Annotated in this window: 19 protein-coding genes and 2 pseudogenes; 13 read left to right on the top strand and 8 right to left on the bottom strand. The window is 70.5% G+C overall.

The window, feature by feature from the left end; all coding sequences use genetic code 11:
• Positions 1 to 36 precede the first annotated feature (36 nt).
• Entirely contained in the window at positions 37 to 927 is an 891-nt protein-coding gene (locus tag A4R44_RS28050) for a hypothetical protein (RefSeq protein ID WP_067587186.1), read from the bottom strand.
• A 43-nt stretch (positions 928 to 970) separates the two neighbouring features.
• Here A4R44_RS28050 and A4R44_RS28055 point away from each other — a divergent pair, with 43 nt between their 5' ends.
• The 6 genes from A4R44_RS28055 to A4R44_RS28085 all read left to right on the top strand — a co-directional run bounded on the left by A4R44_RS28055 (position 971) and on the right by A4R44_RS28085 (position 6400).
• A complete protein-coding gene (locus A4R44_RS28055) occupies positions 971 to 1471 on the top strand; it encodes a DinB family protein (protein ID WP_067587189.1) in 501 nt (166 codons plus the stop codon).
• A 15-nt stretch (positions 1472 to 1486) separates the two neighbouring features.
• Complete coding sequence (locus A4R44_RS28060; RefSeq protein WP_067587191.1) at positions 1487 to 2197, top strand: MBL fold metallo-hydrolase; 711 nt, start codon at positions 1487 to 1489, stop codon at positions 2195 to 2197.
• Positions 2198 to 2717: 520 nt separating this feature from the next.
• Positions 2718 to 3533: an ABC transporter permease gene (locus A4R44_RS28070; RefSeq protein ID WP_067587193.1), complete on the top strand. Its 816-nt coding sequence runs from the start codon at positions 2718 to 2720 to the stop codon at positions 3531 to 3533.
• A complete protein-coding gene (locus A4R44_RS28075) occupies positions 3518 to 4222 on the top strand; it encodes an ABC transporter ATP-binding protein (RefSeq protein WP_067587195.1) in 705 nt (234 codons plus the stop codon). The genes A4R44_RS28070 and A4R44_RS28075 overlap by 16 nt, the downstream gene beginning before the upstream one ends.
• Entirely contained in the window at positions 4209 to 5219 is a 1011-nt protein-coding gene (locus A4R44_RS28080; RefSeq protein WP_161269312.1) for an ABC transporter substrate-binding protein, read from the top strand. The genes A4R44_RS28075 and A4R44_RS28080 overlap by 14 nt, the downstream gene beginning before the upstream one ends.
• Complete coding sequence (locus A4R44_RS28085; RefSeq protein WP_067587197.1) at positions 5216 to 6400, top strand: LLM class flavin-dependent oxidoreductase; 1185 nt, start codon at positions 5216 to 5218, stop codon at positions 6398 to 6400. Before A4R44_RS28080 ends, A4R44_RS28085 begins: the two co-directional genes overlap by 4 nt.
• A gap of 265 nt (positions 6401 to 6665) precedes the next feature.
• On the opposite strand, the gene A4R44_RS28090 is transcribed toward A4R44_RS28085, so the two are convergent.
• The 3 genes and pseudogenes from A4R44_RS28090 to A4R44_RS48330 form a co-directional block, all read right to left on the bottom strand.
• Positions 6666 to 7331 carry a GntR family transcriptional regulator gene (locus A4R44_RS28090; RefSeq protein WP_067587200.1) on the bottom strand — a complete coding sequence of 222 codons (666 nt, stop codon included), beginning with the start codon at positions 7329 to 7331 and terminating at the stop codon, positions 6666 to 6668.
• A 62-nt stretch (positions 7332 to 7393) separates the two neighbouring features.
• Positions 7394 to 8664 (bottom strand): annotated as a pseudogene (locus A4R44_RS28095) (alpha-hydroxy-acid oxidizing protein).
• Positions 8665 to 8801: 137 nt separating this feature from the next.
• Complete coding sequence (locus tag A4R44_RS48330) at positions 8802 to 9752, bottom strand: response regulator transcription factor (protein ID WP_157905014.1); 951 nt, start codon at positions 9750 to 9752, stop codon at positions 8802 to 8804.
• A gap of 152 nt (positions 9753 to 9904) precedes the next feature.
• On the opposite strand from A4R44_RS48330, the pseudogene A4R44_RS50855 reads away from it, so the two are divergent.
• Positions 9905 to 10729, top strand: a pseudogene (locus tag A4R44_RS50855) (amidase); the annotation flags it as partial.
• A 259-nt stretch (positions 10730 to 10988) separates the two neighbouring features.
• Positions 10989 to 11357 carry an amidase family protein gene (locus A4R44_RS50860; RefSeq protein ID WP_232791831.1) on the top strand — a complete coding sequence of 123 codons (369 nt, stop codon included), beginning with the start codon at positions 10989 to 10991 and terminating at the stop codon, positions 11355 to 11357.
• Here the strand turns inward: A4R44_RS50860 and A4R44_RS28110 are convergent.
• Both A4R44_RS28110 and A4R44_RS28115 read right to left on the bottom strand, forming a co-directional pair.
• The gene (locus A4R44_RS28110) at positions 11335 to 12189 is read right to left on the bottom strand and encodes an alpha/beta hydrolase (RefSeq protein WP_067587203.1); all 855 of its coding nucleotides are present in this window, start codon (positions 12187 to 12189) and stop codon (positions 11335 to 11337) included. The genes A4R44_RS50860 and A4R44_RS28110 overlap by 23 nt on opposite strands.
• On the bottom strand, positions 12186 to 13403 hold the full coding sequence (locus tag A4R44_RS28115) for an amidohydrolase family protein (RefSeq protein WP_067587206.1): 1218 nt from the start codon (positions 13401 to 13403) through the stop codon (positions 12186 to 12188). Before A4R44_RS28115 ends, A4R44_RS28110 begins: the two co-directional genes overlap by 4 nt.
• A gap of 52 nt (positions 13404 to 13455) precedes the next feature.
• Here A4R44_RS28115 and A4R44_RS28120 point away from each other — a divergent pair, with 52 nt between their 5' ends.
• A complete protein-coding gene (locus A4R44_RS28120; RefSeq protein WP_067587209.1) occupies positions 13456 to 14022 on the top strand; it encodes a TetR/AcrR family transcriptional regulator in 567 nt (188 codons plus the stop codon).
• On the opposite strand, the gene A4R44_RS28125 is transcribed toward A4R44_RS28120, so the two are convergent.
• On the bottom strand, positions 14023 to 14778 hold the full coding sequence (locus A4R44_RS28125; protein WP_067587212.1) for an IclR family transcriptional regulator: 756 nt from the start codon (positions 14776 to 14778) through the stop codon (positions 14023 to 14025).
• A 39-nt stretch (positions 14779 to 14817) separates the two neighbouring features.
• On the opposite strand from A4R44_RS28125, the gene A4R44_RS28130 reads away from it, so the two are divergent.
• Together A4R44_RS28130 and dmpG are read left to right on the top strand one after the other, a co-directional pair.
• Complete coding sequence (locus tag A4R44_RS28130) at positions 14818 to 15720, top strand: acetaldehyde dehydrogenase (acetylating) (protein WP_067587216.1); 903 nt, start codon at positions 14818 to 14820, stop codon at positions 15718 to 15720.
• The gene (gene dmpG, locus A4R44_RS28135; RefSeq protein WP_067587218.1) at positions 15717 to 16742 is read left to right on the top strand and encodes a 4-hydroxy-2-oxovalerate aldolase; all 1026 of its coding nucleotides are present in this window, start codon (positions 15717 to 15719) and stop codon (positions 16740 to 16742) included. The genes A4R44_RS28130 and dmpG overlap by 4 nt, the downstream gene beginning before the upstream one ends.
• On the opposite strand, the gene A4R44_RS28140 is transcribed toward dmpG, so the two are convergent.
• Positions 16736 to 17341: a TetR/AcrR family transcriptional regulator gene (locus A4R44_RS28140; RefSeq protein ID WP_067587220.1), complete on the bottom strand. Its 606-nt coding sequence runs from the start codon at positions 17339 to 17341 to the stop codon at positions 16736 to 16738. The two genes, dmpG and A4R44_RS28140, sit on opposite strands and share 7 nt — an antisense overlap.
• A gap of 91 nt (positions 17342 to 17432) precedes the next feature.
• Between A4R44_RS28140 and A4R44_RS28145 the strand changes: the two genes are divergently transcribed.
• Positions 17433 to 18362, top strand: coding sequence for an oxygenase MpaB family protein (locus tag A4R44_RS28145; protein WP_067587221.1), 930 nt, complete (start codon positions 17433 to 17435; stop codon positions 18360 to 18362).
• Between the two features lie 67 nt (positions 18363 to 18429).
• On the top strand, positions 18430 to 19458 hold the full coding sequence (locus tag A4R44_RS28150) for an LLM class F420-dependent oxidoreductase (RefSeq protein ID WP_067587223.1): 1029 nt from the start codon (positions 18430 to 18432) through the stop codon (positions 19456 to 19458).
• Positions 19459 to 19586 lie beyond the last annotated feature (128 nt).

A 19586-nucleotide genomic window follows, 5' to 3' on the forward strand; every position in this document is an offset into this window, starting at 1 on the left:
AGCCTAACCTTTTGGCGAGACGGTGCCGGGGAAGAGCTACCGGCGGGCGTCGCGTCCCGCGGGTTCCGCTTCCGGCGGTTGCTCTCCGGCCGAGGCGACGGCCGGTTCGGGTTCGCCGAAGCGAGCGAGTGCGAGAGCGGCGGCCACGGCGAGGACGAACCCGATCAGTGCGACGGCAGCGAACCCAGGCCGCGTCCGGTCGCCCAGCAGCAGGACGCCGATCAGCGACGGCATGACCGTTTCGCCGAGGACCATCATCGCGGTGGCGGTGGTGACGCTGCCGCGTTGCAGTGCGGTGGCGAAGAACAGCATGGCCAGCGCGCCCGCCACGGCGACCACGTACAGCGCGGGGTCGCGCAGCAGGTCCAGCGGCGCGAGGCTCGGGATGACCCGGCCCGCCACCGCGACCAGTCCGAAGCACAGCCCGGCGACCAGCCCGAGCCCGGCGGTGCGGACGCGATCGCCCGCGCGTCCGGCGAGAAGCCCGGCGACGCCCAGGACAACGGCGGCACCGGCCAGCGTGAGCCGGAAACCGAGGCCGACCTCGCTGGAACCCTCGCTTTCCGCCGACGAGCCGAGCAGCGCGAGTCCGGCGACCACGACGCCCACGGCGGTCCATTCCCGCACCCCGAGCCGGACGCCGAACACCCGCACCGCGACGGCCGTCACCGCGAGGCTCGCGGCTTGCGTGGCCTGCACGAGAAACAGCGGCAGGACGTGCAGAGCGGCGATCTGCGCGACGAAGCCGACGCCGTCGAGCAGCAGTCCGACGACGAACTTCCACTGCTTCAGCACCCGGAGCAGCAAGCGCGGGTCGACCCCGGCACCGCCCTCGTCGGGCGCTGCTTTCGCGGCCACTGCCTGCAGCACCGAAGCGACGCCGTAGGCCACCGCGGACAGCAGCGCGCACAGAAATCCCCACACCATGCGGCCGAGACTATTCCTCTCCGGCACCAGTAGGGTCGGGGCCATGGCGGAGAGCGAACGCGTCTGGCCGGATCCGCTCGACGGCGACGAGATGACCGTGCAGACGCGGTTCCTCGACTTCCTCCGGGCGACCGCGGTGCAGAAGATCACCGGCCTGACCCGGGAGCAGGCGGCCGCGACGCCGCTGCCGAGTTCGCCGCGGACCAGCGCGCTGGGCGTGCTCAAGCACCTGACCGCGGTCGAGCGGTGGTGGCTGGTGATCGAGGCGGGCGGCTCCGCCGAGCCTTCGCTGTGGCCGGGCTCGCCGGACCCGAGCTGGGACCTGACGCCGGAAGACGACGTCGCGTCGGTGGTCGCGGCTTATCGCGCCGAGCGGGAACGGGCGGCTTCGGCGCTGGCCGGGCTCACCCCGGAGGACCGCACTCGCCGGTCGGGGGAGTTCACCGTCCGCTGGGTGCTGGCGCACGTCGTGCAGGAGACCGCGCGGCACGCCGGGCACCTCGACGCGCTCCGGGAACTGGCCGACGGCTCCGTGGGGGAGTGACGTTACGCTGCGGGCATGGCAGACCAGCTCTACTTCCGCCAACTGCTCGCCGGCCGCGATTTCGCCGTCGGGGACCCGGTCGCGACCCAGATGGTGAACTTCGCTTACCTGATCGGGGACCGCGAATCGGGCGAGGCGGTGCTGGTCGACCCGGCGTACGCGGTCGGCGACCTGGTGGAGACGCTGGAAGCCGACGGGATGCGGCTGACCGGCGTGCTCGCGACGCATCACCACCCCGACCACGTCGGCGGCGACATGATGGGCTTCTCGCTGCCCGGGATCGCGGAACTGCTCGCGCTGCGGCCGGTGCCGATCCACGTCAACGCGCGGGAAAGCGAATGGGTGCGCCGGGTGACCGGCGTGTCGGACACCGACCTGCGCGCGCACGAGCACGACGACGTCGTGACGGTCGGCTCGATCGACATCCGGCTGCTCCACACGCCCGGGCACACGCCGGGCAGCCAGTGTTTCCTGGTCGGCGACCGGCTGGTCTCCGGGGACACGCTGTTCCTGGAGGGCTGCGGCCGGACCGACTTCCCCGGCGGCGACGCGGACGCCATTTTCCGCAGCCTGCAATGGCTGGCGGCGCTGCCGGGCGATCCCGTGGTGTATCCGGGACACCAGTACTCGCCAGAGTCTTCGGCGTCGTTGTCGCGGGTGAAGAGTTCGAATTTCGTGTTCCGGCCCCGGTCGCTCGAGGAATGGCGGATGATGTTCGGCGGCTGAGCCGGGTTTCGGTCCGGGCCGCCGCCGATTCGGCTCGGTGCGCATCGCCGGAGGACGGCGGGTCCGGCCGGTTGATTGTGCGTTCGCCGCGGCGGCGGTGCGGCAGGTTGCCCGCGGGCTGCGGCGGGGTGCGCGCCGCGGGTTCGGGTTCGGGGCGAAGAGCGCTTGCTGTGCGCGGGAAAAGAACATAGTGATCTTGTACCGCACGGCACCGACAATTTCGTGACGATCGAGCGCCGGTGTTCGGCAGCGGACCGGGAAACCCGTCCCGCATCCCGGGCATCCGGGTGCCCGCCCGAGGAACAAACCCCGTACACCGCCGCACGGATTCCAGTGCGTGAGAGCCGTCCGGCACGACATTGACTTCACCCGTCCGGGGATCGAAGCTCGGGGACATGAAGCGCGGCGTCCTCCTCGTGTGCCGCCTGCACGTCGACCTCCGGCAGCAGGCGAGCGCGGTCTGTCTGTCCCGCCGCTGAATTCCGTTTCCTGAACCGAAAACCCCACCCGGGAGAAATCCGTGTCGATTTCCACCACGGGCGTGCTGCCGCGCGCCGAAACGGCCGCGCCGAAACGCGCGCCGCGGCGGCGGCTGCCGTCGCCGCGCCGCTGGATCAGCCCGGTCGCGCTGGTCGCGGCGTGGCAGATCGCCAGCTCGACCGGCGCGTTGCCGCCCGACAAGCTCAGCTCGCCCTGGACTGTCCTGCAAGCCGGTGCCGACGTCGCCCGCAGCGGCGAACTCGGCAGCGCTTTCGTGGTTTCGCTGGGCCGCGTCGGCGCGGGATTCGCGCTCGGGGCGCTCGCCGGCCTAGTACTCGGGGCCGTCGCGGGGTTGTCGCGCTGGGGCGAGGCGCTGGTCGATCCGCCGGTGCAGATGCTGCGGACCTTGCCCTTCCTCGGGCTGATCCCGTTGTTCATCCTGTGGTTCGGGATCGGCGAAGAGACCAAGGTCTTCCTGGTCGCGTTGGGCGTGGCGTTTCCGCTGTATTTGAATGTCCACTCGGGAATCCGCACCGCCGATCCGCAGCTCGTGGAAGCCGCGCGGGCGCTGGGATTCACCCGCGCCGAACGGCTGTGGCACGTCGTCCTGCCGGGTGCCTTGCCGCCGGCGCTGGTCGGGCTGCGGCAGTCGCTCGGGGTCGCGTGGCTGGCGCTGATCGTGGGCGAGACGGTCAACGCGGACGCCGGGATCGGTTATCTCATCAACAATGCCCGCGAGTTCCTGCGCACCGACGTCGTGGTGGTCGGGCTCGTGGTCTACGCCGTGCTGGGCCTCGTCACCGACGCGCTCGTCCGGCTGCTCGAAAGGAGGGCCCTGCGATGGCGAGCCCAGTAGTCGAAGTCCGTGACCTCACGAAGAAATTCGGGAACCGTACTGTCCTCGCCGGACTCGACCTGGACATCGCCCGCGGCGAATTCGTCGCGTTGCTCGGGCGGAGCGGATCCGGGAAGTCGACGCTGCTGAAGGTGCTGGCCGGGCTGGACCAGGAGATCGAGGGCACAGCCAGCGTCGACGGGACGGTTTCCGTCGCGTTCCAGCAGCCGCGGTTGCTGCCGTGGCGCAAGGTCTGGCACAACATCGTGCTCGGCCTGCGTCAGGACAACGACCGCGCGGTCGCGGAGAAAGCGCTGGCCGAGGTGCGGCTGGCCGAGCATGCCGGCAAGTGGCCGCTCACGCTGTCCGGCGGTGAGGCGCAACGGGTTTCGCTCGCCAGGGCATTGGTCCGCGAGCCGGATCTGCTGCTCCTGGACGAACCGTTCGGCGCGCTCGACGCGTTGACCCGGCTGGCGATGCACCGGCTGGTCGAGGATCTGTGGCGCAAGCATGAGCCCGCCGTGCTGCTGGTGACTCACGACGTCGACGAAGCTCTCGTGCTCGCCGACCGGATCCTCGTCCTCGGCGAGGGGCACATCGTCGCCGAACACGTTCTCGGCCAGCCGCGTCCGCGGAAGGCCGCCGACAATGCCGAGGTACGCAGCCGCGTCCTGGCTGATCTGGGAGTGACCGAAGGTGCACCTGCGTAACATCCTGGCCGCAGCGCTTCTGCTGACCGGGCTCGCCGCTTGCTCGTCGTCCGCTTCGGACGGTCGCGCGCCGGTTCCCGCCGCGGTTTCGCCTGCGGAGCTGAAGAAGGTCACGCTGCGTGTCGGTGATCAGAAGGGCGGGGTGAAATCCCTGCTCACCGCGGCTAATCAGCTGAACGGCGCGCCGTACCGGATCGAATGGTCCACGTTCACTTCCGGGCCGCCCTTGCTGGAGGCGGCTTCGGCGGGGGCGATCGACGTCGGCCGGGTCGGCAATACGCCGCCGATTTTCGCGGCGGCGTCGAAGGCGAAGATCTCCGTGGTGAGTGTGGCGAAGAGCAATGTGGAGCGGGAAACCATTCTGGTGCCGCCGGATTCGCCGCTGCCGGACGTCGCGTCCCTGCGCGGCAAGACGGTCGGAGTCGCGAAGGGGAGTTCGGCGCACGGGCAGCTGCTCAACACGCTGAAGAAGGCTGGTCTCTCCACAAAGGACATCAAGATCTCGTTCCTGCAACCGTCCGAGGCGTTCGCCGCGTTCACCCAGCATCAGATCGACGCGTGGGCGATCTGGGACCCGTACACCGCGCAGGCCCAGATCGACGCCCACGCCCGGGTGCTCGCCGACGGCCGCGGCGCGTCCAACGGGCTCGCCTTCGAGACCGCCAGCACGACCGCGCTGGCCGACCCGGGCAAGAACTCGGCGATCAGGGATTTCGTGCAGCGCGTGGTGAAAGCCCAGCTCTGGTCCAACTCGCATACCGACGAATGGGCGCGCGCGTGGGCGGCCGAAACCGGGTTGAAGCCGGAGGTGGCGAAGAAGGCCGTCTCCGCCGGACGGGACCGGCCGATTCCGCTGGACGATGCCGTCGTCGCGTCCGAGCAACAGCTCTCCGACGCGTTCGCGAACGAGGGCACGCTGCCCGGGAAGGTCGACTTCGCGGCGTTCGTCGACCGCCGTTACGGGCCCGACATCGAGGCCGCGAGGAGGAACGGATGAGCCTGAAACTGCACTGGTTCCTGCCGACCGCCGGGGACGGCCGGACGATCGTGGAACGCTTCCACGCCAACAAATCCCAGGGCCCGAGCGCGCAGCGGCCCGCGGATCTGGACTATCTCGCGCAGGTGGCCCGCGCGGCCGAGCGGCTGGGCTTCGAGGGCGTGCTGACGCCGACCGGCACCTGGTGCGAGGACGCCTGGCTGACGACCGCCGCGCTGATCCGTGAGACGAGCAGGCTGAAGTTCCTGGTCGCGTTCCGGCCGGGCGTCATCTCGCCGACGCTCGCCGCGCAGATGGCCGGCACGTTCCAGCGGCTGTCCGGGGGCCGGGTCCTGCTGAACATCGTGACCGGCGGCGACGCGATCGAACAGCGTCGTTTCGGCGACTGGCACGACCACGACGCCCGTTACGCCCGGACCGACGAGTTCTTGTCCGTCGTGCGCGGGGTGTGGTCGGGCAAACCGTTCGACTTCGCGGGCGACCACCTGCGGGTCGAAGGCGCCACGACGCTCGCCGCGCCGGATCCGGTGCCGCCGCTGTACTTCGGCGGTTCCTCGGCGGCGGCGCTCCCGGTCGCCGCCCGGCACGCCGACGTCTACCTGACCTGGGGCGAACCGCCCGCGCAGGTCGCGGAGAAGATCGGCAAGGTGCGGGAACTGGCGGAGAAGGAAGGACGCGCGGTCCGGTTCGGGGTCCGGCTGCACACGATCGCGCGCGACACGTCGGCGGAGGCTTGGGCGGAGGCGCAGAAGCTGCTCGATGCGTTGGGCCCGGAGCAGATCGCCAAGGCGCAGTCGCAGCTGGCGGCGAGCGAGTCGGTGGGGCAGCAGCGGATGGTCGCGCTGCACGGCGGCCGAGCCGCGACGACGGCGCGGGATCTGGAGATCCATCCGCGTCTGTGGGCTGGGATCGGCCTGGTCCGCGGGGGCGCGGGGACGGCGCTGGTGGGCAGTTACGCGGAGATCGCGGACTTGATCGAGGAGTACCACGAGGCCGGGGTCTCGGAGTTCGTGCTGTCCGGGTATCCGCATTTGGAGGAGGCGTACTGGTTCGGGGAGGGAGTGCGGCCGGAGCTGGCGCGGCGCGGGTTGCTGGACGAGGGGGCGGCGGCGGAGCGGACGGCGCCGGGGGTGCGGGCGGAGCCGGCGGTGCAGGGGGAGCGGGCGGTGGCTGCTCAGTAGGGGGATCGCCACTCACGAGTCTCCGCATTGCCCAGAGCGGCGGGGTCGGTGGTGCGTTCGGCAAGGCGGGTCTTCCGGATGCCTGTGCCGGTGACGGCCGGGCGGACGCGCACGGGTTCTCGCGTTGCCGGGGTGGTCGCGGTGCTCGTGAGTGGCGTTGCCGGTTCTAACCGGCACAAACACTCACGAGTCTCCGCGCCGGCCGGGGCGGCGGGGTCGGTGGTGCGCCAGCCTGGGAGTCGTGAGCTAGAACCGGGATGAACACTCACGAGAGCAGGTGGGGCACTTCGTTCCGGCGGCGCAGCGCGAGGTGCATCGTCGCGCGGCCGCCGAGTTCGAGGTCGTCTTCGAGGGCCTTCAGCGCGGTCTGGCCACCGAAACCGAGCTGGTCGACGAGGTGGCGGTGGGTGGTCGCCAGGTGGGCGGCGGAGGACTCGGCGCGGATGGTCGCGAGCATGCAGTTCAGTTCGTTCGCGCAGGCCCGGTGCGCCGCCAGCACGCGGGGGTTTCCGCTGGCCGCCACGATTTCCGTGTGCACCGCGCTGTGCGCCTCGATCACGTGCCGCCACGGAGTTTCGGCGGTCATCGCTTCGAGTCGCCGCACCGCCTCGTCCACCGCGTCGAAGTTCGCGTTCTGCAGCAGGGCGAGCCGGAGCGCGCCGAGTTCCAGGATTGAGCGGTACGAGCACATCGCGTCGATGCGTTCGGTCGTCACCGCGGGGACGACGATCCCCTTGTTGCGCTGGTGTTCGAGGAGGCCCTCGGACACCAGCGTCTGCAGGCCGGACCGCACCGAATGCCGTCCGGCGCCGAAGCGGGCGCTCAGCGATTCCTCGGTGAGCCGCGTCCCGGGTTCGAGGAGGCCGTCCAGAAGGTCGTCGCGGAGGGCTTGCGCGATGCTTCCCGGCGTACTGCCCGCCTGTTCGCGCACTTCGCCACTCGTTTCAGCAGAACTTCCCACAGCNCCCACAGCGACTGCCGATCTTACCGCCGTCACAGCCGGACAGGCAGCCGCAGGGAGGCGTGTTCGGCGCTGATCTCGTCGGTACGTGTGACGCCGAGAAGCCGCAGCGTCCGCACGTACTCGGCGCGGAGGATCTCGATCGCGCGCTCGACGCCTTGCTCNCTTGCTCGCCCGCCGCCATCAGGCCGTACAGGTAGGCCCGGCCGACCATCGCCGCCGACGCGCCCAAGGCCCGTGCCGCGACCAGGTCGGCACCAGTGCGGATGCCGGTGTCGAGGATGACCTCGCAGTCGTCCCCGACAGCGTCCACGACGCGCGGCAGCAGTTCGAGCGGGGTCGGCGCGCGGTCGAGCTGGCGGCCGCCGTGGTTCGAGAGCACCAGGGCGTCAACGCCGCAAGCAGCCATCTCCTTGGCGTCCGCGACGCTCTGAATCCCTTTGACGATCAGCTTTCCCGGCCACAGCCCGCGCAGCCACCGCAGGTCTTCGACGGTCAGCGACGGGTCGAACATCGTCCCGATCAGCTCCTCGACCGTGCCGTCGAAGTTGGTCAGCGCGGCGAACCGCAACGGTTCGGTGGTCAGCAGGTTCATCCACCAGGACGGCCGGACCGCGATCCCGGCGAGCGTGCGGACGGTCAGCGTCGGCGGGATCGTCAGCCCATTCCGGACATCGCGCATCCGCGCCCCGCCGATCGGGGTGTCGACCGTGAGAACGAGCGCTTCGTACCCGGCTTGAGCTGCGCGTTCGACGAGTGCTTCGCTCGCGGCGCGGTCTTTCCAGAGGTAGAGCTGGAACCACTGCCGCGCGGACGGCGCGCAGGACCGGACGTCTTCGAGATCGGTGGTTCCCATCGTCGAGAGCACGTACGGGATCCCGGCGCGGGCAGCCGCGCGGGCGACGGCGATCTCGCCTTCGTGGTGCATCATGCGCGTGAAACCGGTGGGCGCCAGCACAAGCGGCAGCGCGGACTGTCCACCGAGGACGGAAGTCGCCGGGTTCACCTCGGTGACGTCCTGCAGCACGCGCGGATGCAACTCGACGTTCTCGAAGGCCCGCCGCGCCCGGCCGAGGCTGATTTCCTGCTCCGCCGCGCCGTCGACGTAGTCGAAAACCGGCCGGGGCGTGCGGCGGCGCGCGATGGTGCGCAGGTCGTCGACGGTGTGCGCGGTGGCGAGGCGGCGCTCGCGGACGTCGAACCGGGGCTGCCGGAATTTGAGCAGCGGCCGGATCTCCGACGGCCGGGGCAGCCGCCGCTTGATCGCCCGCCGGGGCAGGTGCTCGGGTTCGAACGTGGTCATCCGCTGCCTCCTGGCCGCCGAGAAAATCGGTACACAATCGCAAGCCGGTGAACTGTGTGCTGCACCAGTGTTTCCGGAAATCCTGCGCAGGCTGAGTGAAGCATGGCCCCTTCGAGAGTGCAAGGATTGTGACACAATCAGCGGTGTGCGGACTCCAGCGCGCCAAGAGTGTCGAGGTCGTGTTCGAGCGCGTGCCGGGCCAGCGCGGTCCGGTTCGGGCAGCCGAGCTTGACCAGCGAGGACTCGACATGGCTGCGCACGGTCCGGACCGCGATGCCGAGCGCCGCCGAGATCCGCTCGTTCGGCCATCCGCGCGCGACCAGCCCGACGACGTCCAGTTCCCGCCCGGTCAGCGGCCCGGGATCGGACAGACGGGAGATCCGCAGCAGTACCCGGTCCGGACGGCGCACCCGCGCACGCACCTGCCACCAGGCGCCGTCCGCGTCCCGATGGCGGAATCCGGTCCGCTCGGCCGTGGCGCACCGGGCGGCGAGCCGGGACTCGTGCTCGCTCAGCGGCAGCTGCTCCACGACGGCCGAGCGCACCTCGACCTTGGCCCGAGAGACGTGCAGTACGACTTCGGCCGCGGGATCGCCCGGTTCGGCACCTGGATCGGCGAGCGCGGCGAAGTCGTGAGACAGCATCGTGAGCGCGAGGACGGATCCGTCGTCCAGCGGCCGGTCGTGCGTCGAACTCAGCGCGACAAAACTCTGCTCCGGGCCGGTGCCCGGCGCGAGCGGCAACGTCACGCCTTCGCGGAAACCGTAGGGCTGAATGCCTTCCCGGTACGTCCTGGTCTCGTGGACCTGCGGGATGTCGGCGAAGCGCAGCGGCAGGCCCAGCCGGGCCGCGCGCAGGTGGATCGGGCATTTCCAGCGGTAGGTCGTGGTCAGGTAGCCGAGCATGTCCGCCGGGTAGCCGAGGTTGACCGTGGCGGTGCGCTGTTTGCTGCCGCTCACCAGCGCGACGCAGGCGAAACCGAGTTTGTCCCGCACCGCGCGGAGCGGGGTTTCGACGGGCAGTTCGCCGCGGCCCGCCGCGCGCACTTCCCGGGCCAGCCAGGCCCACCACTGCACATCCGCGGTCATTTCCGCACCTCCGCCGCCGGACGGAGCATGAACGGCCGCTGTCCGGGATGTCAACGGGCGCACATCCGCGGCGGAGACGGAACGGCTTTTCGGCCGATGCCGCCGTCCGCACCCGCTCGTAGCGTTCCGGTTCCCCGGCTGAAGGAGACTGGATGAACCTCGACGAATACGCCGCACTGGACGCGACCGCGCTGGCCGCGGTCATCGCCTCCGGCGAGGCAGCCGCCGAGGAGGTGGCCGCACTCGCCGTCGAAGCCATCGGCAAGGTGAACCCGGAGCTGAACGCGGTCGCAGGCGGTCCGTTCGAGCGCCCGCTCGGCTACTCGCGCGACGGCCGGTTCGCCGGAGTTCCGTTCGCGATCAAGGACCTCGTCCTGCACGCGGCCGGAGTGCCGACCCGGATGGGCACGCGGATGCTCGGCACCGGCGTCGTCCCGCCGGCGGACACCCACCTGATGGAGCGCTTCCGTGCGGCGGGCCTGGCGACGCTGGCGGTCACGACCACGCCGGAACTGGGGTTCAACGGCAATTCCGAAGCGCTGGCGTACGGTTCGACGCGCAATCCGTGGAACACCGGGCACAGCGCAGGCGGATCCAGCGGCGGTTCAGCGGCCCTCGTCGCGGCCGGGGCGCTCCCGGTCGCGCACGCCAACGACGGCGGCGGGTCGATACGCGTTCCCGCGGCCTGCAACGGCCTCGTCGGCCTGAAGCCCAGCCGGGGCCGGGTGCCGACCGGCCCGGACTACGCCGATCCGTTGTACGGCATGGGCGTCGAACTCGCAGTGTCGCGGACGGTCCGGGACACCGCGGCCCTGCTGGACGAGGTCGCGGTGAGCTATCCGGGCGACCCGTACGTCCTCGCCCCGCCCGCGCGCCCGTGGCTCGACGAGGTCGGTGCCGATCCCGGACAGCTGCGTATCGGCCTGCACACCGAATCGTGGGCGGGCAGCTACGTCGACCCGGAGGTCGCGCGCGCCGTAGAAGCCGTGGCCGAAGTGCTCGAAGCGGCGGGCCACCACGTCGAACGCGCGACGCCGGTCTTCGACTGGGAATCGTTCATGCACGCGAATCACGTGCTGTGGTCCGGCTTCCTGGCCGGTTCGGTCGNCGGTCGCCGGGATCGAAGAGCTGACCGGGGTCGCGGCGGGTCCGGAGAATCTCGAACGCACCACGTGGGCGTGCGTCGAGTACGGCCGCTCGATCAGCGCGACGGAACTGACCGCGGCGTTGGGCGCGATGAACGTCGTTTCCCGGGAGGCGGGCCGGTTTTTCACCGGATACGACCTGCTGCTGACCCCGACGATGAACACCCCGGCGCTGCCGCTGGGCCGTCTGGACGCGAACGCCGAGCTGGCCGCCGGCGAGTGGACGAGGCAGCTTTTCGACGCCTGCTCGTTCACGCCGCTGTTCAACCAGACTGGCGCTCCGGCGATCAGCCTTCCGCTGGGCGAGTCCTCGCAGGGCTTGCCGATCGGGGTGCAGCTGGGTGGTCCGGCGTGTTCGGAGTCGGTGCTGCTGCGGGTCGCCGCGTTCCTGGAAGAGGCGATGCCGTGGGCGTCCCGGCGACCCGCAGTCCACGCGGCTACGCGCAGCGGCAGGTCCTGAGGTAGCTGAGGAACGAGGCCTGCACCCCGGTCAGGTGCGTTTCGCGCAGGACCTCGCTGGTGACGGCCCCGCCGCGCGGGGTGAGGCGGTGCAGGAGCGTCGCCGTGTTCTTCGCGAGGTTCTGGTAGACGGCGAGGTCTCCGAAAAGCTCGCGATCGTTGACGGTCACGTGCAGCTTGGCGGCGGGCAGGCTGTCGCCCAGCTCGCGGAGCCGGGCGAAAATCTGGCTGTCTTCACCGATAACGCCGGGGCTGCCTGCTCCGACGGTCTCGAAGAGCGGGCGGCCGCTGAGCCAGGCGTAGAGGCTGAAAAGCCCGCCATAGGAGTAGCCGAAGAGGCCGTGACCGCTCTCGGCGGTGTGGTAGTCGCGTTCGATGCGCGGGTGCAGTTCTTCGGCGAGGAAGGCCAGGAACGCGTCGGCGCGGGTGTCGCGCAGTTCGGCGAGGTAGGCCTCGGCCTCCTCGCGGGTCATCCTGCCCGTGCTGACGCTCATCTCCACGGCATCCGCGAATTCCGGGGCGATGGGCTCGCCGGGCGGCACGAGGTCCCGGTTGCGCAGCCGTGCCCAATGCTGGGCGTCCTCGCCCGCATAGCCGACGCTGACCTGGAGATACGGCTGGATCTGCTGCATGGGGTCCGCCTGGGTGACGACGAGCGGGGCCGTCATGCCCACGGCCCAGTTGCCGTCGAGCACATACACGGCGGGCACTCGCGTCGCAGCGGGGTCGTAGCCCGGCGGCGTGGTGACCCAGACGCCGTAGTCGTGCCCGCTGCTCGAACGCATTTCGAAGTAGTCGGTGTCGGCGAGGCAGCCGTGCCACATGGTGCTCATCGGAGGTCCTTCACTACGTGTCCGGCCTTGACGACGACGATCGCGTTGGCCGGGTCGGCGAACAGGTGCGGATTTTCGAGCGGGTTTCCGTTCCAGAGCACGAAATCCGCCTGCAAACCGGGCGCGATGACTCCCACCTCGCCGGACAGGCCGAGGATCTCGGCGTTGGTCTTCGTGGCCGCCACGAGAGCTTCCATCGGCGTCTCCAGGGCAGCGCGCAAGGCGAGTTCTTCGCCGCGGTGGTGCTGGGCCGGACCGATGAGGTCGGACCCGAGCCCGATCCGCAGCCCGGCTTTCCTGGCGACAGCGAGCGCCTCGGCCATCCGCTCGCGAACGCCCAGCACTCGCTCGCGGATCGACTCGTTGAGGCCGGTGCCCGCAGTGTCTCGAAGCAGTTGTTCGACGACGGCGAGCGTGGGCACGAGGGCGACGTCGTGAGCGGCCATCAGGGCGGCCGTCGGCTCGTCGAGGTCGGTGCCGTGTTCGACGCAGCGCACCCCGGCCTCGACCGCGTTCCGGATGCCTTCGTTGTTGTGCGCGTGAACCGTCACGTAGGTCCCGCGTGCGGCGGCTTCTTGGACAGCGACAGCGATTTCTTCCCGGGTGAACTGGGTGTCGGTCAACTGGTCGTGCGAGCTGACCACTCCGCCGGTGACGCACAGCTTCAGGAAAGAGGCTCCGCGACGGAAGGCCTCGCGCACGTTGCCGCGCAGTTCGTTCGCGTTGCCCGACTGCATGGACAAGGCGCAGAGGCCCGGAATGTGATGGCTGCTCCACAACTCGGTGGGCTCCCACTCGGCTCCGTAGTAGCCGTGGCCGCCGGTCTGGCAGTGGACCGGTCCGCACGACAGCACGCGCGGTCCCCGGACCTTGCCCTTGGCGATCGTGGTGACGACGCCGCCGTCGATGCCGCCGGTGTCCCGGACGGTCGTGAAGCCGGCGTCGAGCGCCGCGCCTGCCGTGGCGAAGATGTCCGCCGCGAGTTCGGCGGCGCTGAGCCGGAACGAGAACTGCGGCTCGATCGGGCTCGCCAGGCCCAGGTGGACATGCGCGTCGATCAGGCCGGGCGTCATCGTCAGCCCGTCGGCGTCGAATCGCTCGCCGGCCGCGCCGGGCGGGGCGATCAGCCCGTCTTCGACCGTGACGGCGAGGTCGGCCGGATCGCGCCCCGACCCGTCGGCGACCGTCGCGCCGACCACCTGAAAACGTCCCACGAGCCGTCCCTCCGCCGTTGCACTGTTCTTTTCCAATGGATAAACTGCGAGGGTGACCTTGTCAAGCGCAGAACCTCAAGGCGACGCCCGCGAGCGCCTCCTGACCCGGCTTCTCGACGCCTTCGACGGGACCCTTCCCTCGCCGGAGGTGTCGCTCCGCGAGGTCGCCGCCCGGGCCGGCACCAGCCATGCCCTGCTGCGCTACCACTTCGGGTCGCTGCCGGGGGTGCTGGCGGCGATGCTCAAGGCACAGCGATCCCGCGACAACGAGGTGCTGTTCGAGAAGGCGAAGCGGAGCACCTTCGACGAGTTCGTCATGACGATCTGGCGGACCTACACTCGCCCGGAACAGCTGTCGCGGCTCCGCGGGTTCTTCCACGTCGCAGGGCTGGCCGCGTACCGGCCGGAGGACTTTCGCGAGCTGGTCGATTCGCTGGACGACCTGACCGAAATGCTGGCCTCGCTCGCCGAACGGGAAGGGCGTGGCGCCGAGGAAGCGCGGACGATGGCGACCGTCGCGGTCGCCGCGATTCGTGGTCTGATGTTGCGGGAGGTGCTGACTCCGGAGGGGCCTTCGGAGGGGGCGGTCGCCTTGCTCCTGCGCATGAGCAAGGCCTGATCAGGTCTCGGAAACCGTCCGCGACAACGCCAGCGCCACCGTCCGCACCGCGGGCGCGACCCGTTCGGTCCGCATCCGCGTCGCCCATCCGGAGATCGACACCGCGGCCACCGCGAGCCCGTTCGCGTCGACCAGCGGGCTCGCCGCGCACACCACGCCCACGCCGGATTCCTCGCGCTCGAAGGCAATCCCGTCCTCGCGGATCCGCGCCAGCTGACGGCGCAGCAATCCGGGCGCGGTGATCGTCCGCGGGCTGACCCGGGGCAGCCCGGCGTCGATCACGCGCGCCACGACGTCGTCGGGGGAGCAGGACAGAATCGCTTTCCCGACCCCGGTCGCGTGCGCGGGGAACCGCCCGCCGGTGCGCGAGGGCAGGTCCGGCGCGTCCGGCCCGCGCAGCACGTCCAGGTACACGACCTCGGTGCCTTCCAGGACCGCGAGATGCACTGTGTTCCGCGTGGCCTCCCGCAGATCCGCCAGGTACGGCCGCGCCGCCTCCACCAGACCTCGGCGGCGCACCGCCAGCTGGCCGATTTCGAACAGCCGCAGTCCCAGCCGGACGGAGGTGCCGTCGCGTTCCAGCAGGCCGGTGTCGGCCAGGTGCCCGGCCAGCCGGTGCACGGTCGTCTTCGCGAGGCCGGTCCGGCGCGCCAGTTCGGACACGCCGAGCGCGTCGTCGCCGGGGCGGAAGGCTTCCAGCACGGCGGCGACCCGCGCGGTCACGAGCCCGTCGCCGTTCCGTCCAGTGGTACGCATGGGTTGAGTGTGCCCCATCCCGGCGAGCACCGTGGCGGCATGGCGGAACGCAAGGTGACGGCCGCGATCGTCGGCCCGGGCAACATCGGTACGGACTTGCTGGCGAAACTCCAGCGCAGCGAGCACGTGGAAGTGCGCTACATGGTGGGCGTCGACCCGGCGTCGGACGGGCTCGCCCGCGCCGCGAAGCTGGGGCTGGAGACGTCCGCCGAGGGCGTCGACTGGCTCCTGTCGCGCGCGGAGCTGCCGCAGCTGGTGTTCGAATCGACGTCGGCGAAGGCGCACCAGGCCAACGCGCCGCGGTACGCCGAGGCCGGCATCCGCGCGATCGACCTGACGCCCGCCGCGGTCGGCCCGCTGACCTGCCCGGCGGTGAACCCGCCCGGCCAGCTGACCGACCGCAACGTCAACATGATCACCTGCGGCGGCCAGGCGACGATTCCGATCGTGCACGCGGTTTCGCGGGTGACGCCGGTGCCGTACGCGGAGATCGTCGCCTCAGTGTCGTCGCGGTCGGCCGGACCGGGCACGCGCGCGAACATCGACGAGTTCACCGAGACCACCTCGCACGCGATCGAGCAGGTCGGCGGCGCGGACAAGGGCCGCGCGATCATCATCATCAACCCGATGGACCCGCCGATGATCATGCGCGACACGGTGTTCTGCGCGGTCGACCCGGACGCCGACTTCGCCGCCATCAGCGAATCCGTGCACCGCATGGTGAAAGACGTCCAGCAGTACGTGCCGGGCTACACGCTCAAGGCCGACCCGCAGTTCGACCCGCCGCGCCCGGACTGGAGCGGCAAGGCCCGCGTGGGCGTCTTCCTCGAGGTCGCGGGCAACGGCGACTACCTGCCCAAATACGCGGGCAACCTGGACATCATGACCGCCGCCGCCGCGCGCGTCGGCGACCTCTTCGCCGCTCAGGAGGTGGCCGCGTGAACAACACCGACGTACGGCTGGTCGACACCACTCTGCGCGACGGCAGCCACGCCATGGCGCACCAGTTCACCGAAAAGCAGGTGCGCGACACCGTCCGCGCGCTCGACGACGCGGGCATCTCGCTGATCGAGGTGACCCACGGCGACGGTCTCGGCGGCTCGACCTTCAACTACGGCTTTTCCTTGGTGGACGAGCGAAAGCTGATCGCCGCCGCGGTCGACGAGGCGAAGCAGGCGAAGATCGCCGTGCTCCTCCTGCCCGGCCTCGGCACGGTCACCGACCTGCGCGCGGCGGCCGGCCTCGGTGCGGGCGCGGTGCGGATCGCGACGCACTGCACCGAGGCCGACGTGTCCGTCCAGCACTTCGGCGCGGCGCGCGATCTCGGCCTGGAAACCGTCGGATTCCTGATGCTGTCGCACATGTCGGCGCCGGAGGGCCTGGCGAAGCAGGCCCGGATCATGGCCGACGCGGGCTGCCAGTGCGTGTACGTCGTGGACTCCGCGGGCGCGCTGATCCTGGACGACGCGTCCGACCGCGTCGCCGCCCTCGTCGCGGAACTCGGCGACGACGCCCAGGTCGGCTACCACGGGCACCAGAACCTGAGCTTCGGCGTCGCCAACTCGGTGCTCGCGTACCGCGCGGGGGCCCGGCAGATCGACGGTTCGCTCGCCGCGCTCGGCGCCGGTGCGGGCAACTCGCCCACGGAGGTCCTGGCGGCCACGTTCGAGCGGCTCGGCGTCAAAACCGGGGTGGACAAAGACGTTCTGATGGAAGCCGCGGAGAACGTCGTGAAGAAGTACCTGACCCGGCTGCCGGTGATGGACCGGTCGTCGATCATCCAGGGCTACGCCGGCGTGTACTCCAGCTTCCTGCTGCACGCCGAACGCGCCGCCGAACGCTACGGGGTCCCGGCGCACGAAATTCTCTACAAGGTCGGCGAAGAACGCTACGTCGGCGGCCAGGAGGACATGATCATCGACATCGCGCTGCGGCTGCGCGACGAGCGGGCAGCCGCTCAGTGAGTCCCCGAGTCGAAGGCGTCCGCGCCGAGCACCAGCCGCACGCAGTGCTCGACGAGGCGCTCGCGGCTCACCTTCAGCGTGCCGTCGAGGTAGGCGATGAACACGTTGCTGAGCGCGCCGACGAGACCGATCGCCACGAGCTGGCGGCCGGTTTCGTCGCCGCGCGACAGCTGCTCGCCGACGAGCGTGGTGAACGCCGGGAGGAGGTGCAGGCCGCGGCGGGTCAGCGCCGGATCGGTCAGCGGCGCGAGCAGCAGCACACGGCCCTTGCGCGGGTCGTCCAGCATCAGCTCGACGAACGCGGTGACGGCGCGTTCGGCGCGGCGGCTCGGATCGGCTTCGCCGGAAACCGCGTCGGACAATGCTTTCCGGGCCTGATCTCCGACGTCCTCGTAGACAGCGGCGACCAGGCTCTCCCGGTCGGCGAAGCTTTCGTAGAAGTACCGCTCGGTCAGTTTCGCCGACCGGCACACCGCGCGGACGCTCACCGCCGCGCTGCCCTGCGCGCCCAGCAGGTCGAGCCCGGCGGCCAGCAGCTGCGCGCGGCGCTGGGCCTTGCGGTCGTCCAGCGTCGTGCCCGCCCACGTGCGGCCCGGCATACCCGCTCCCGTCCCGAGTTGACCACAGCTGTTGTCACATCCTAGCCTGACAACAGCTGTAGTCACTTCGCTGACCCGCCGAGGAGCCGCGATGAGCAGGGACGCACCGGAGCCGCTGGGACCGGACTCGCTGACCTGGAAGTACTTCGGCGACTGGCGCGGGCTGCTCATCGCGCTGTGGGCCGGGTCGATGCAGAACATGCACCCGGGCCTCGGCGCGGGCGTCGAGGAGCATTCGCGGTTTTTCGAGGAACGCTGGCAGCGGCTGTTCCGTTCGCTGTACCCGATCGGCGGCGTGGTCTACGACGGCCCGCTCGCGCACCGCACGGCGCTGGAGGTGCGCGGGTACCACGACCGGATCAAGGGCGTGGACGCGAAAGGCCGCCGGTACCACGCGCTCGACCCGGACACGTACTACTGGGCGCATTCGACGTTCTTCGTCAGCACCATCCTGATCGCCGGCAATTTCATGGGCGGCATCGGCGAAGAGGAGAAGCGCACGCTGTTCGACGAGCACGTGCGCTGGTGGCGGATGTACGACATGACGATGCGGCCGGTGCCGGAATCGTGGGAGGACTTCCAGCGGTACTGGAAGCACATGTGCGCCGAGGTGCTGGAGGACAACAAGGCCGCCCGCGACGTCCTCGACCTCCGCGGCATCGCGAAGCCGCCGTTCCTGCCGTGGCTGCCGGATCCATGGTGGAAACCGGTCGCGAAGATCATCGCGAAACAGTTCGTGTGGCTGACCGTCGGGATGTACGACCCGGAAGTGCGCGATCTCCTCGGCTACCGCTGGACCGCGCGGGACGCCCGCCGGCACCGCCGGGTGGGCAAGCTGGTCAACGCGGCGTTTTCGCTGCTTCCGCACGACCGCCGCTACCATCCGCGGGCACGGGCGGGCTGGCGGCGCGCCCGCGGCGAACTGGCCCCGGGGACGCCGCCGGTCGAAACCCCGCGCCGCAATCTTCCCCCGCTCGCCGAGCGCGGGAAACCGGAGCACTACTCGCCGGACGTGCCGTGAGGGGAGCCCTGAGGGAATCAGAGTCCCTCAGGGCTCCCCTCACGGACTTCGAGATCAGGAGGGCTTGATGAAGCTGGGCTTTCACCTCGGGTACTGGGGGAGCGGGCCGATCCCGGGCGCGCGGGAGAGCGTGCTCGAAGCCGAACGGCTCGGGTTCGACTCGGTGTGGTCGGCCGAGGCGTACGGGTCGGACGCGTTCACGCCGCTGGCCTGGGTCGGCTCCGCGACCAGCCGGATCAAGCTCGGCACCAACATCGTGCAGATGTCCGCGCGCACGCCGACCGCGACGGCGATGAGCGCACTGACCATGGACCACCTCTCCGGCGGCCGCTTCGTGCTCGGGCTGGGCGCGTCCGGGCCGCAGGTGGTGGAGGGCTGGTACGGCCAGCCGTATCCGAAGCCGCTGGCGCGCACGCGCGAGTACGTCGAGATCGTGCGCAAGGTGCTGGCCCGCGAGGAACCGGTGACCATCGACGGGCAGTTCTTCCAGCTGCCGCTCAAGGGCGGGACCGGCCTGGGCAAACCGTTGAAGCCGACGGTGCATCCGCTGCGCGCCGACCTGCCGATCTACCTCGCCGCCGAAGGCCCGAAGAACGTCGCGCTGGCCGCGGAAATCTGCGACGGCTGGCTGCCGCTGTTCTTCTCGCCCAAGTCCGACGGCTTCTACCGCGCAGCGCTGGAGGAGGGCTTCGCCCGCCCGGGCGCGCGCGGCAGCCTGGCCGATTTCGAGGTGGCCGCGTCGGTGCCGGTGATCGTGCACGACGACGTCGAGGAGGCGGCGAGCTTCATCAAGCCGGCGCTGGCGCTCTACATCGGCGGGATGGGCGCGAAGAGCGTGAACTTCCACCACGACGTGTTCGCCCGGCTCGGCTACGCGGACGTGGCGGACAAGGTGCAGGAGCTGTACCTGGCGGGACGGAAGGAAGAAGCGGTCAAGGCGATCCCGACTTCGCTGGTCGAGGACACTTCGCTGATCGGGCCCGCGGAGAAGATCCGGGAAGAGCTGGGTGCGTGGGAAGCGACAGTGGTGACGACACTGCTGCTGCGCGGGGACGCGGGGTCGTTGGCGAAGGCGGCGAAAGCGCTGTCCTGCTGAGGGAAGCTCGTGAGTGCGCATCCCGGTCAGAACCGCGACGGGCACTCACGAGCGGGTAGTCGGCCCGGTACGGCCAGTGCATCACGACGGTGGCACGATTCCTCCCGACCACTACCCGGAACCGGCGA

This window comes from Amycolatopsis sp. M39 (genome assembly GCF_001651785.1).
Lineage (GTDB): Bacteria > Actinomycetota > Actinomycetes > Mycobacteriales > Pseudonocardiaceae > Amycolatopsis > Amycolatopsis rubida.

What these genes read in the sequence shown, in the direction of transcription:
- A4R44_RS28125 (WP_067587212.1), bottom strand. Translation starts at nt 14,778, where the DNA reads ATGCGTACCACTGGACGGAACGGCGACGGGCTCGTGACCGCGCGGGTC.
- A4R44_RS28060 (WP_067587191.1), top strand. Translation starts at nt 1,487, where the DNA reads ATGGCAGACCAGCTCTACTTCCGCCAACTGCTCGCCGGCCGCGATTTC.
- A4R44_RS28110 (WP_067587203.1), bottom strand. Translation starts at nt 12,189, where the DNA reads ATGAGCACCATGTGGCACGGCTGCCTCGCCGACACCGACTACTTCGAA.
- A4R44_RS48330 (WP_157905014.1), bottom strand. Translation starts at nt 9,752, where the DNA reads ATGACCGCGGATGTGCAGTGGTGGGCCTGGCTGGCCCGGGAAGTGCGC.
- A4R44_RS28075 (WP_067587195.1), top strand. Translation starts at nt 3,518, where the DNA reads ATGGCGAGCCCAGTAGTCGAAGTCCGTGACCTCACGAAGAAATTCGGG.
- A4R44_RS50860 (WP_232791831.1), top strand. Translation starts at nt 10,989, where the DNA reads ATGAACGTCGTTTCCCGGGAGGCGGGCCGGTTTTTCACCGGATACGAC.
- A4R44_RS28050 (WP_067587186.1), bottom strand. Translation starts at nt 927, where the DNA reads ATGGTGTGGGGATTTCTGTGCGCGCTGCTGTCCGCGGTGGCCTACGGC.
- A4R44_RS28055 (WP_067587189.1), top strand. Translation starts at nt 971, where the DNA reads ATGGCGGAGAGCGAACGCGTCTGGCCGGATCCGCTCGACGGCGACGAG.
- A4R44_RS28145 (WP_067587221.1), top strand. Translation starts at nt 17,433, where the DNA reads ATGAGCAGGGACGCACCGGAGCCGCTGGGACCGGACTCGCTGACCTGG.
- A4R44_RS28140 (WP_067587220.1), bottom strand. Translation starts at nt 17,341, where the DNA reads ATGCCGGGCCGCACGTGGGCGGGCACGACGCTGGACGACCGCAAGGCC.
- A4R44_RS28130 (WP_067587216.1), top strand. Translation starts at nt 14,818, where the DNA reads ATGGCGGAACGCAAGGTGACGGCCGCGATCGTCGGCCCGGGCAACATC.
- A4R44_RS28150 (WP_067587223.1), top strand. Translation starts at nt 18,430, where the DNA reads ATGAAGCTGGGCTTTCACCTCGGGTACTGGGGGAGCGGGCCGATCCCG.
- A4R44_RS28085 (WP_067587197.1), top strand. Translation starts at nt 5,216, where the DNA reads ATGAGCCTGAAACTGCACTGGTTCCTGCCGACCGCCGGGGACGGCCGG.